The 13247-nt window shown below is 47.9% G+C and carries 8 protein-coding genes and 1 pseudogene; 8 read left to right on the top strand and 1 reads right to left on the bottom strand.

Annotated features, from left to right (window positions below):
- From ACE3MZ_RS12545 to ACE3MZ_RS12520, 6 genes and pseudogenes are all read left to right on the top strand, one after another.
- Positions 1-1137, top strand: coding sequence for a bifunctional cystathionine gamma-lyase/homocysteine desulfhydrase (locus tag ACE3MZ_RS12545; RefSeq protein ID WP_411342506.1), 1137 nt, complete (start codon positions 1-3; stop codon positions 1135-1137).
- Between the two features lie 297 nt (positions 1138-1434).
- A pseudogene (locus ACE3MZ_RS12540) lies at positions 1435-2142 on the top strand (ABC transporter ATP-binding protein); the annotation flags it as partial.
- Between the two features lie 65 nt (positions 2143-2207).
- Positions 2208-3728 (top strand): ABC transporter permease/substrate-binding protein, encoded by a 1521-nt coding sequence (locus tag ACE3MZ_RS12535; RefSeq protein ID WP_411342505.1) that lies wholly within the window; start codon positions 2208-2210, stop codon positions 3726-3728.
- 75 nt (positions 3729-3803) lie between these two features.
- Complete coding sequence (locus ACE3MZ_RS12530) at positions 3804-5945, top strand: glycosyl hydrolase 115 family protein (protein ID WP_411342504.1); 2142 nt, start codon at positions 3804-3806, stop codon at positions 5943-5945.
- Positions 5946-6061: 116 nt separating this feature from the next.
- Positions 6062-8038 (top strand): ATP-dependent DNA helicase, encoded by a 1977-nt coding sequence (locus ACE3MZ_RS12525; RefSeq protein ID WP_411342503.1) that lies wholly within the window; start codon positions 6062-6064, stop codon positions 8036-8038.
- Positions 8039-8426: 388 nt separating this feature from the next.
- Positions 8427-9500 (top strand): SDR family oxidoreductase, encoded by a 1074-nt coding sequence (locus ACE3MZ_RS12520; RefSeq protein WP_411342502.1) that lies wholly within the window; start codon positions 8427-8429, stop codon positions 9498-9500.
- A 247-nt stretch (positions 9501-9747) separates the two neighbouring features.
- On the opposite strand, the gene ACE3MZ_RS12515 is transcribed toward ACE3MZ_RS12520, so the two are convergent.
- Positions 9748-10671, bottom strand: a complete 924-nt coding sequence (locus ACE3MZ_RS12515) for a helix-turn-helix domain-containing protein (protein ID WP_411342501.1) — start codon at positions 10669-10671, stop codon at positions 9748-9750.
- 148 nt (positions 10672-10819) lie between these two features.
- Here ACE3MZ_RS12515 and ACE3MZ_RS12510 point away from each other — a divergent pair, with 148 nt between their 5' ends.
- Together ACE3MZ_RS12510 and ACE3MZ_RS12505 are read left to right on the top strand one after the other, a co-directional pair.
- Positions 10820-11875 carry a quercetin 2,3-dioxygenase gene (locus ACE3MZ_RS12510; RefSeq protein WP_411346782.1) on the top strand — a complete coding sequence of 352 codons (1056 nt, stop codon included), beginning with the start codon at positions 10820-10822 and terminating at the stop codon, positions 11873-11875.
- Between the two features lie 12 nt (positions 11876-11887).
- Positions 11888-13228 carry an MFS transporter gene (locus tag ACE3MZ_RS12505; protein WP_411342500.1) on the top strand — a complete coding sequence of 447 codons (1341 nt, stop codon included), beginning with the start codon at positions 11888-11890 and terminating at the stop codon, positions 13226-13228.
- Positions 13229-13247: the final 19 nt, after the last annotated feature.

Genomic DNA, 13247 nt, shown 5'->3' with positions numbered 1-13247 from the left:
ATGAAACGCAAAACAAAACTTATTCACGCCGGTATTACAGGCGATCCTAATACAGGCGCAGTTAGCGTCCCCGTGTACCAAGTAAGTACGTATCAGCAGGAACAAATCGGTGTGCATCAAGGCTATGAATATTCTCGTACAGGCAACCCGACTCGTTTTGCACTGGAAGAGTTGATCAAGGATCTGGAAGAAGGACAGCGCGGCTTTGCCTTCGGTTCTGGTATGGCAGCGATTCACGCGGTATTTACATTGTTTAATACTGGCGATCATGTATTGCTGACTGACGATGTATACGGTGGTACGTATCGCATCTTTACCAAAGTATTGACGCGTCTTGGCATCGAATCTACATTTGTGGATACAACCGATCTGGAAGCGGTAAAACAGGCGATTCAGCCGAATACGAAAGCAATTTATATCGAGACGCCAACGAATCCACTGCTGAAAGTGACGGATATTCGTGCAATCTCCGACATCGGTCATGAGCACAATCTACTCGTTGTCGTGGACAATACATTTGCAACCCCATACTGGCAAAATCCGCTTGTGCTCGGCGCGGACATCGTACTGCACTCTGCGACCAAATATCTGGGCGGACATAGCGATCTGGTCGCTGGATTGGCTGTAGTGAACAGTGAGAAGCTAGGCGATGAGCTGCATTTTATCCAGAATGCGGTAGGCGGTATTCTCGGTCCACAGGATTCGTGGTTGCTCATTCGCGGGATCAAAACGCTTGGTCTACGCATGGAAGCAATTGAGCGCAATGCGCAGGAGATTGTGAAGTTTCTGGATCAGCATGACAAGGTTAGCAAAGTATACTATCCAGGTCTGGAACAGCATCCACAGCATAAGCTGGCGTCTGAGCAAGCGGAAGGCTTTGGCGGCATCATTTCCTTTGACGTTGGTAGTAATGAACATGCAGAGCGTTTGCTGAGCCGACTGCACTACTTTACACTGGCAGAAAGTCTAGGTGCCGTGGAAAGTCTGATCTCTGTACCGGCACGCATGACCCATGCATCCATTCCAGAAGAGCGTCGCACCGAGCTGGGTATTACTCCGGGTCTCGTACGCATCTCGGTAGGGATTGAAGATGTGGAAGATCTGATCGACGATCTGCGTGCAGCGCTGGAAGATTGATTGTCTATCTTCATTCCGCGCTGTATACACATGAACAGGAATAAGCAATCATCAATACAATGTTCATGATACAAATACAATATACAAGGCGACTATTTTCAATATAGTCGTCTTTTTCATGTTTATATTGTGTTGTTTATTACGTTACCGACACATACCTCATTACATATCAGTCGCAGATCCTCTTCTATAAAAAGTTAAATGAAATATTGTCGATACAAGGTAATTTACTGGGTGAGCTGACAGTATGCAGGGTAATAGCACATGAGCAGGTAACGATGATGTAGGAGGTTAGACATGATTACATTTAAACAGGTAACGAAGCAGTATGAGGACGGAACAATCGCTGTACAGCCGATGAATGTACATATTGAAAAAGGAGAATTTTTTGTACTGGTTGGACCAAGTGGTTGTGGCAAGACGACAACGCTCAAGATGATCAATCGGCTGATTGAACCTAGCTCTGGCATGATCAGTGTGAACAACCAAATTGTACAGGAGATGCAGCCACATGAGTTACGGCGTGGGATCGGTTATGTGCTGCAACAGATTGCACTGTTTCCACATCTAAAAGTAGAGCAGAATATTGCCATTACACCTGAATTAAACGGTTGGGATCGGAAGAAGACTGACAAGCGCATCGACGAGCTGCTACATATGGTTGGGCTTGATCCAGCTGTCTTCCGTACTCGTAAACCGCATGAATTATCCGGTGGACAGCAGCAACGAATTGGCGTACTACGTGCGCTGGCGGCTGATCCACCGGTCATTTTAATGGATGAGCCGTTTAGTGCACTTGATCCGATCGCTCGGGAACGTCTGCAAAATGATCTGTTGGAGCTGCAAGATAGCATTCATAAAACAATCGTATTCGTCACCCATGATATTCAGGAAGCAATCAAGCTGGGGGATCGCATCGGTGTGATGCGTGATGGCAAAATGATTCAGGTAGATACGCCGCAGCAATTAATCCATCAACCAGTGGATGAGTTTGTACGTGAATTTTTCCGAGCTGCTGGTTCGGATGTATCAGCGTATGAGGCAGAAGTTAAGCCTAAGCGAGGTGAGCAATGATGTGGAACAATCTGGTTGAAGTTTGGACGCAGCGTCAGGATCAGTGGCTGGAGGCATTATCGCAGCATATTCTGATTTCGTTTGTCGCGTTATTGTTCGCATTAGTCATTGCCATTCCGCTTGGCATATACATCTCTCGTCATCTGAAAATATCGGAAGGTGTGCTTGGCATCGCTGCTGTGCTGCAAACGATTCCGTCGTTGGCGCTACTCGGTCTGCTTATCCCGCTGCTCGGTATCGGGATCGTTCCAGCCATCGTCGCTATTGTTATCTATGCGCTGCTACCCATTCTGCGCAATACATACACTGGTATCCGCAAAGTCGATCCTTCACTGCTGGAAGCGGCGGATGCGATGGGGATGACACGTGGTCAGCGGTTATTCAAAGTCGAATTGCCGCTCGCATTGCCGATCATCATGGCGGGGATTCGTACCGCGATGGTGCTGATTATCGGTACAACGACGCTGGCTGCATTGATCGGTGCTGGTGGGTTAGGCGATATTATTTTGCTAGGGATTGACCGTAACGATACCGCATTGATTCTGCTTGGTGCGATTCCGGCGGCACTGCTGGCGATTGTATTCGATCTGCTGTTGCGGGTAGTAGAGCGGGCGAATTTCCGCCGTGCTGTATGGATGCTTGGTATTGCGGCGGTTGTAGTGGTTGCCTTGACGGTCGGTCCACTGGTCAATCAATCGCAAAAAGATCTAGTGATCGCGGGCAAGCTTGGCTCTGAGCCAGAAATCCTCATTAATATGTATCAACAGCTGATCGAACAGGACACGAATCTCAATGTTTCCCTCAAACCGGGACTTGGCAAAACATCATTCCTGTTCAACGCGCTGCAAAATGGTGATGTAGACATCTATCCTGAATTTACTGGGACAGCGATTGCTGAATTCCTGCGTGAAGATGCCAACAGTACAGATAGCGGCAAAGTATATCAGCAGGCAAAAGAAGGCATGAAGCAAACGTTCCATATGGAGCTATTATCGCCGATGCAATACAACAATACGTATGCGCTGGCAGTACCAGCGGATTATGCGCAGCAGCATAATTTGAGTCGTATTTCTGATCTGCAACAGGTTGCTCCGCAGGTGAAAGTAGGCTTTACGCGCGAATTTGCTGACCGTAATGACGGATATGTGGGAATGCAGAAGCTGTACGGCTTCACGTTTCCGAATCTGACAACGATGGAGCCGAAGCTTCGCTATACTGCGATTGAGTCTGGTGATATTCAGTTGATTGATGCGTATTCAACCGATAGCGAGCTGGCACAGTACAAACTCAAAGTGCTGGAGGACGACCGCAATTTGTTCCCACCATATCAGGGAGCGCCCTTAATGAGAGAAGAAACGCTCCAACAATACCCGGAAGTTGCCGAATCGCTTAACAAGCTAGCCGGACAGATCACCGATGATGAGATGCGGCAGATGAATTACCGCGTCAATGTAGGTGGAGAGTCGGCAGCACAAGTAGCACATGATTTCCTGCAACAAAAAGGATTGTTGAAATAAGCCCATCCTCTGTAAAATTCTGCTATTATTGTATGAGTGATAGCGTTTACAATTGAATGGGGAAGGTGATTACTTATGTCATGGTCCATTGATAAACAGGTGACATACATTGAGCCAGAGCAGATCACTACGCCGATTCGTTATGTGCTACGTATGATCTATCGCGATCATGAGGCTGTATTTGGCGAGCAACCTAATATAAAGGTTTTTGATGCAAATGATAGTGTAGAGTATGAGCAGCAAACTGATGTACAGGAGGATCAGATTCATCATATTCGTATACTGCTTATGGAGGAGATAGCAAACGATCCCCTACTGCCAAGAGAACCGGAAATGTTCGTTCATCGTATGGGCGCACAAGGTGTACTGGACATCATCGGTATAGATGAGCTGGGCATCATCTATGGATTGCTGCATTATAGCCGATATGTGCTTGGTGTTGATCCGTTCTGGTTCTGGGCGGAGTTGGCTCCTGCGCGGCGTGAGCAGGTATATATCGCGGAATTGCCGTATGTTTCACAGCCGTTTGCTGTCCGTTATCGGGGCTGGTTTGTGAATGATGAAGTTTGTCTGATCGGCTGGACAGATGTGTATCCACCGGGAGAAGATGTATGGCAACCGGTATTCGAAGCATTGCTGCGCTGCGGTGGGAATATGGTCATTCCCGGCACAGATCTTCCGCGTGAAGGGATCCATCATCGACTCGCTGTCGATATGGGCTTATGGGTAACGCATCATCATGCTGAGCCACTGGGCGCGGAGATGTTTGCCCGTGCGTTTCCAGAGCTAACGCCTTCATACGAACAGTATCCACAGCAGTTTGAACAGTTATGGCGGCAGGCGATTGAGCGTCAACAAGACGAGAAGATCGTTTGGGTATTATCATTTCGCGGACAGGGAGATAAGCCGTTCTGGGAAGATGATCCCCAATTTGATACGCCATCCAGTCGCGGTACAGTGATCTCCAATGTGCTGCGCAAGCAATATGAGATGATTGCAGATGTTGTGCAGCAGCCGGTGTATTGTATTGCATTGTATGGTGAGCTTGCCGAGTTGTATCGGGACGGTCATTTGCAATTGCCAGATGGTGTGATCAAGATATGGGCGGACAACGGCTATGGGAAAATGGTATCGCGTCGACATGGCAATCATAATGTGCGCGTCTCTGCTTTGCCGCAAGTTGATGATCACGGACCGCATGGCATTTACTATCATGTGACTTTTCATGATTTGCAGGCGTCCAATCATCTGACGATGTTTCCCTCGTCGTCTGCATTGATGAATCGTGAGCTAGATGATGTGCTACAGGCTGGTGCTGATCGGTATTGGCTGATCAACTGCGGCAATATTTTGCAGCATTTGCCGTTTCTTGATCTGATTGCTGCGAAATGGCAGACAGGATATATCGATGCTACAAATCAACAGGAGCAATGGATTCATCGTCTGTATCCGCAAATCGATGATGATTTGCATCGCCAAATTGCTGCTCTCTATCAACAGTATGCACAATCCACGATTGTGTACGGGCCGCATGAGGATGATCGCGCTGGGGAAGAATTGTATCATCATGTTGGACGCCGTCTGATCGGTCACTGGATGAAGCAGCAGCATATCGGAGATCGTGGATTGTACTGGCTGACAGGTCATTTGCCATTTCCGGCGCAATTGAAGATGATTCAATCGTTAATGGAAAAGGCACTACCTCGCTGGCAGCAGCTGCAAACGGAGACAGCACAGGTGGCAGCACAATTGCAGCCTGTAGATGCGGAGCGGCTGTATCGCCAATTCGGCGTTCAGGTGCAGCTGCATGAGAGTGGCTGCCGTGGTTTGCTGTTGTTATGCGCGGCATACCGTGATTATCGTAGCGGCGAACATGCAAGAGCATTTGTCCAGATTTCACAGGCACTATGGGCATATGAACAAGGGCAACAGGCGCTGGATTTAGCGGCGCAGGGGCGTTGGCAGAACTTTTACCGGGCGGATTGGCTGACCAATATTCGCAATACATTGGAGCATGTGGACACACTGCGTCGATATGTACGCATCATGGGTGATGGACCGGATCTGTTCGCATGGTACAAGCAGTATCTGATGCCGGAAACGGAAAAGCATATTTATTTGGAAAATACACATCGCAATCCGCTAGCGGACGATGAACTGGCGCATCGGTTAAAGGAATATTTGGATGCACAGATTCAGCAGATAAAATATAAATAAAGATTCCCTTACCCCCACCTTATCCGTTATAATGAAATGATGCTATTCAAGCCAAAGCTGGGTCCAATACAGCGGTTTTTGGCTTGTACTTTTAAGCGGGTGGGGGAACTAACGGATTGAGTACTTATCCTTTTACATTTGATTCGAAGCGTCCATTTATGCAGCAAGCAGGCGAATGGATTGCCGATGTATTTTATGATATTTTGCCAGAAGCTGGTCTGGAGCTGCGTGACGAGCAGATTTATATGGCGTTTCAGCTGGAAAAGGCATATGCCGAAAAGAAAACGATGTTCGCCGAAGCAGGTGTCGGAACGGGCAAAACGTTAGTGTATCTGCTGTACGCCATTGCATATGCACGGTATACACGCAAGCCGGCGATCATTGCCTGTGCAGATGAATCGCTGATTGAACAGCTGGTGAAGCCAGAGGGCGATATTAACAAGCTGGCACAGTATCTAGGACTGAATGTCGATGCACGTCTGGGCAAATCGCCGGATCAGTACATTTGTCTGAACAAGCTGGATGCTGTGCGGGCAGAGCCATTGGCAGATGATTTGTATCGCGATATCTATACCGATCTGCCGGAGTTTGTACATTATACAGATACGCTGCAACGCTTTTATCCGTATGGCAATCGCAAAGATTATCCTGAGCTGGATGATGCACAGTGGAATCGAATTGGCTGGGACGTATTTCAGGATTGTCTAGTATGCTCGCAGCGTCATCGCTGTGGTCAAACACTATCGCGTGATCATTATCGCAAAGCGGCGGATATTATCATCTGTTCGCATGACTTTTATATGGAGCATGTGTGGACGTATGAAGGTCGCAAACGTGAAGGTCAATTGCCGCTGCTGCCGGAGCACAGTTCGGTTGTATTTGACGAAGGGCATTTACTGGAAACGGCTGCGCAAAATGCGCTGACGTATAAGCTCAAGCAAGCGCTATTTGAGAGCATTGTTACGCGTCTGCTGGAAGGTGAAGTTCGCGAAACGCTGGCAGTAGCAGTAGAAGAAGTAATTGCAGAGAGCGATCTGCTGTTCGAGCTACTAGCATCACACAGCCGTCCGGTGCCGGGTTCGAATCGTCGCGATATTGACTGGAATGATGCCTTGCTGACGCAGATCAATCGGGTCAAGCATCATATTGATGTGATCGAGGAAGAACTGGTATTTGAGAGTGGATTGTTCACACTGGACGAATACCAGATGAAGATTGTAGAAGAGCATCTGGAGATGATTCAGCTCGCTCTCGGTCTGTGCCGTCAGCAAGATCAGCTGATCTCTTGGGTGGATGGCGAAGGCGATGATCTGACGCTGGTCATTATGCCGAAGAAGGTAAAAGAAGTACTCGCAGAGATGGTGTTCGGTCGCAAAATGCCGGTTATTTTCTCGTCTGCTACCTTGTCGGTTGAAGGCTCCTTTGATTATATCGCCGACAATCTGGGCATACAGGAGTATCAATCTTTTTCTGTCGCATCTCCTTATGATTATGAGGAGCAGATGAAGGCGGAGTTGTTCGATGACAAAGTTCTGATGAGTTCCGCTGTGTCATCTCGTTCTCTGTCTTCGATATCTACAGCGAATGATGCAGAGCTGTCGATTCTTCAGACGGAAAAAGTACTGTCCCTGATAGAAGACACAGGCGGACGTTCGTTAGTATTGTTCTCGTCCATGCAGGAACTGAGTGCATTCCGTAGCGCTGTAGAAGCAAGTGGTGCATCATTGCCTTATCGAATGCTCTATGAAGGTACGGCAGAGATCAGTCATCTGATCTCCACGTTCCAGCAGGAAGAGAGCAGTGTATTATGCGCTGTGACCTTATGGGAAGGATTGGACATACCCGGACCTTCATTGTCGCGTGTGATTATCTGGTCACTGCCATTTCCGCCGAATGATCCGGTATTCACAGCACGTCGCCGTGAGTCGGATGATCCGTTTCATGAAGTGGATATGCCGTATATGCTGCTGCGCTTACGTCAAGGAATAGGTCGGTTGATCCGTTCTAGCGGGGATCGCGGACATGTGTCGATCTTCGGTCATGAACTGCTGCGCGACGATGTGCGGCAAGCTGTGCAGCAATTGCTTTCGTAGTGAATACGGTTGTGTAACCGCGTCTGACGATGGATCAAACGTGATATCTCATTGTCGAGACAGACCACACCTTTTCAACCTTATGGTATAAAATATCAAGGATTCCGTAATTTGGTCTATGACCGGGCGGAATCCTTTTTTATCGTTGCGAAAAGTGGATTCTCTATCGCAGACCTGTCATAATAAAAACATATTAGCCAGTACATCTACGATAGAATGCTGGCAGGGACCCGGCAGGCATAACAACAGGCAGAGCGGTGTATATTCCGAAAGCCGATTTGCCGTTATGACCCCTTGGCTGGAATGAATCACCCGTTGTCATCAGGATTGGTAGACAGAATCTGCGGGTAAATTGTTGATGAGACTATTTCAAGGAGGGATCACCATCATGGCAATATCACTCAAAAAACTAAAAGATCAGGTAATCGTAATCACCGGTGCATCAAGTGGAATAGGTCTGGTTACGGCTAGAATGGCAGCAGCCAAAGGCGCAAAAGTGGTTGTCGCTGCACGCAATGAGGAAGCGATCATTCAATTGGCGGCAGAGCTGCGCGGCAAAGGCTATCCGGCAACATGGGTAACTGCCGATGTGGGTAAGGAAGAGGACGTACAACGTATTGCCGATACAGCGATCCGTACCTTTGGACGGTTTGATACATGGATTAACAATGCAGGCGTATCGATCTTCGGTAAAACAACCGATGTGAGCGTGGACGATATGAAGCGTCTGTTTGATACCGTATACTGGGGCGTAGTGTATGGCTCTAGAGTAGCAGTGCAGCATTTCACCGAGCGCGGCGTACCGGGAGCGCTGATCAATATCGGCAGTCTGCTGGGCGATCATAGCAGTGATCTGCAACCGACGTATTCGTCTGCCAAGCATGCAGTACATGGCTGGACGGACAATCTGCGTATAGAGCTGGAGAAGTCCAAAGCGCCGGTTTCTGTTACCTTGATTCATCCGGGCAAAATCGACACACCGCACAATGATCATGCACAGAACTATTTGGAGAAACAACCTACACAACGCGGTGTCGTCTATCCACCAGAAGCAGTAGCACGGGCCATTCTATACGCTGCTGAACATCCGAAGCGCGACATGTTCGTCGGTTCACAAGCAAAAGTAGGTTCCGTATTAGGCGGTACATTACCTCAGCTTGCCGACAACGTATTCGATGCGCTCAGCTTCCGTGGACAATCCAAACCGCAACCGGCAGCGCCATCCGATCAGAGCGGATTGCATCAACCGGGGTATGGTTTGCATGAACGTGGCAGCAGTCCAAGCGCAGTGCGCAAAGGTAGTCTGTATGTAGAGGCAAGTCGCCATCCGGTGCTCACCACATTAGCGTTAGCAGGTCTAGCAACGATTGCTTTTGCAGTAGCGAAAAACAAATGCGATAGCTGTAGTACAACTGAAGTGCGTCTGCCACTGGAAACGATTGATCACGATGCACCGCAATAAGTGTATAGACTCGTAAAGTGTTATATATTGTGCACGTTGTATCTGTATGTAATTTGTGGTGGATGTACATTGAAGCGTCCGTATTGACTGATTCAACTGTGCATTGATGCAGCCATATAAGGAAGCCGGAGGAAATAGACCTCCGGTTTTTTGTCATACTGCTGAATTACCTTATTGCTGTAATTACCTTGTTACTGTGATGATCTGACTGCTGTGATCATCTTGCTATGTTGATCATTTTGCTACTTTAATCATCCCTCATAGAAGCATCCTGAGTCACCGCTGTATGCTTTTCTCTGGAAGTACGCTCCGTCCGAAACCGCGAAGGGGTAAGTCCGCAATGCTGCTTGAAGATCCGGTAAAAATACTTCATATCCTGAATCCCCACCTCCGCAGCTACCATCTGTACACTCCAATCTGTTTCCAGCAACAGCTCGCAACTGTGCAGCACCCTTACATTTTGCAACAATTGTACAAATGTCTGACCTGTAGCTTGTTTAATAAGCCGCTGCAAATGACGCGGACTAACGCCGATCCAGCTACACAGCGCATCCAACCGCAGTGGATCACGATAATGCGTTTCGATATAACTGATCGCAAATTCAGCCGGATGATCTACCTTTGCTTGCACCGCCGGATAGCTGAATTGATGCTGAACATATAACGTATGCAGCAGATCCAATAGCAAAATATACTGCTTGTGCCGATAACCGGGCGGCATATGTTGCTGATTTACATGCATGCCGTACATAATGCGAGCAAATTCATGTTGCTGCTCCCGATAACCAAGCCATGACGTTGATTGCCGGAAAAAGGAAGCGATCTGCTCAAATTCTAGATCCCACGCGGGTTGTCCCTCTTGACACTGCGGTGCTAGCACTTCCGGCAGCAGCAGACAATTCAGCATTTGCAGCGGAGCGGATGTAGCATCTTGATCCTGCCGTTGCAGCATATGCGGCGTACCCGGTGGAATGAAAAATAAATCTCCTTCCGATACGTGCAGCGATTGCCGCTCTATAAAGAGAATCCCTTTCCCTTCAGAAATATACATCAATTCATAAAAATCATGCGCATGCTGCTGATATGAATGATCCACATCAATCTTAATAAAAGCTAGCGGATTATTTTGTTCAAATGGATGTCGGGTGTACGATATTCTATGACTGTTCATTCTCTATCGCTCCTATGTCGTAATTGCCCATATATGCGTCGCCTTTAACTATATTTCAAATTTGCACTGTTGGCTACAATGAGAAAGTAATTGTTTGGGCATCGCTACTATAGCAGCACTGCCAATCACTTTTTCAAGGAGGCAAATGATGACAACATCTACACTAACAACCCATTTACCAAAGGAGAAAATGCCGTATCTGCTGCGACGTGGAGAGGGCGAACGTTATCTGTTCGGCAATCAGGTGGCAACCATTATTGCGAATGAACAAAGTACAGGCGGCATCTTCGCAGCAGCCGTAATCGGCGGAGCAAAGGGGCAGAGCTTCCCGCTACATCGACATGAGCACACCTTTGAATCCATTTATGTATTGGAAGGACGATTACAACTGCTGCTGGACGGTCAAAGTCATTTGCTATTGCCCGGTGATTATGCGCATATTGCGCCCGGTACGGAGCATGCATATCGGATGATCGGACATCGCAACAACTTTATTTCATATTCTATTAACGGAGATATTACGGCAATCTATCCGATCCTTGGCGAGCACCATCCCTACATCGAGTATCCGCCAGTAAGTCAGCATACGTATGAGGAGCAGCAGCTTCGTCAGGCAGAGCAGCAAGCAGATATCGTATTCCACAAAAGTAATGATTCTATTGCCACAAACAACGAATTTCCGTCCTATTCTCTAGTCGAGAATAATCATGTGCCAAACGAAGTGACCAGTTATGTGTTGGAAAGTGGAGAAGGCATTCGACTGTTGACGGGAGATCAGCTGCATCGTCTGCTTGCTACTCAGCAAACGACCGGTGGCGAGTATATCGTCGTTGCCAGCGATGGACCAAAAGGCGACGAGATCGTCTCGCATTATCATGAGCATCATACAGAGACATTCTTCTGTACTCGCGGCAAAATGACGATGTGGGCAAATGATCAGGAGGTGCAGCTGTTCCCAGGGGATTTTCTGCATGTACCTGCTGGTACGGTGCATTCCTACCGACTGGATGATCATTTTACACAGGTGGTCGGCTTGCTAGTTAGCGGATTGTTTGAGCCGTTTTTCCGTCTATTGGGCGATGAATATGAGCATCATATGTTCCCAAATGAGGCAGGTGCCGTTCGGATGGATCGAGTGATGGCGAATATGGACAAACTTGATCTGAAAGTCGTCGCACCACCGAATTATCATCAATCCAACTAAAGGAACAATGACATGAAAATCATTTACATTCTGGCATTTGCCATGATTCTGTCGGTTATGAATTCGACGATGTTCAATGTAGCGTTGCCCGCCCTGCGAACCGAATTCCAACTGACCAGCTCACAGGTAAGCTGGGTCGTGACCGGCTATATTATCATCTATGCGATTGGCTCTGTTACCTATGGCAAGCTGGCTGACCGCTATCAATTAAAAAATCTGCTTACCTTCGGACTGCTCGTCTTTGCCGCAGGATCACTGCTAGGCTTTCTATCGCAAAATTATGCCATGGTCGTTGCGGGGCGAGTGCTGCAATCGGCAGGGGCTTCGGTAATTCCCGCTTCATCGATGGTAATTCCGATCCGCTATGTGGATGCGAGGCAACGCGGACGAGCACTTGGTATTACCTCGTCCGGTATGGCACTGGGCACAGCACTCGGTCCGATTATCGGCGGTCTGGTGACAAGCTTTGCTGATTGGCGATACCTGTTTGCGATTAGCTTGTTGTCACTAATCACGATCCCATTTTTCCGTAAATATCTGAATCGTGATGAGACGCAAGCGACGCGGATCGATCTGCTGGGCGGTGTGCTGCTGGCATTGAGTGTAACGCTGCTATTGCTGGCAATTACGAACAAAAGTATATTGCTCGGTTTGCTGACCATTGTGCTATTGGCTGCATTTGTCTGGCACATTGTGCGGAAAAGGGAAGAAGCACCATTCGTCGATCCTGCTATTTTTGCTAATCGGAATTATACGATGACACTCATCATCGCCTGTCTGGTGCTAGTGTTCAATCTGTGTGTTCCCTATCTTATTCCGCAACTGCTGAGCAGTGTGAATGGATTAAGTTCCTTTCAGATCGGTCTGGTGATGTTCCCCGGTGCGCTGGTAGCGGCAATCTTCGGCATTATTGGTGGTCGACTTGCCGATCGTCGAGGGAATTCCTTTTTGCTAGGCATTGCGTTTACGCTACAGCTGATCACGTATGGATTGTTATCGCTGTTCACTGGTAGTTATTATCTGGTCATTATGGTGCTGCTGGTGCTGGGTAATACGGGACTGACTTTTGCACAGGTAGGAATTGCCAATGCGGTATCGCGCACATTAACTGGTTCACAGGTTGGTGTTGGCATGGGTATGTATATGATGCTGAGCTTTATTTGTGGAGCGGTGGGCACGACGGTGCTTGGCTTGCTGCTGGATCAGGGCTATAGTGGCTGGTCGCCAAGTAATATATTCGGAATGCAGCAGGGAAGCGTGTTTAGCATGATTTTCCTTGTATTCACAATCTGGATTGGCGTTGTATTCGCTGGTGGATTCTCGTTATTGCGACGTGGAGAGAATCAGAGATAGCATTGATGACAGTAAAAAA

The organism is Paenibacillus sp. WLX1005, from assembly GCF_046603685.1.
GTDB lineage: Bacteria > Bacillota > Bacilli > Paenibacillales > Paenibacillaceae > Saccharibacillus.
This window is presented reverse-complemented; position numbering and strand designations above follow the sequence as displayed.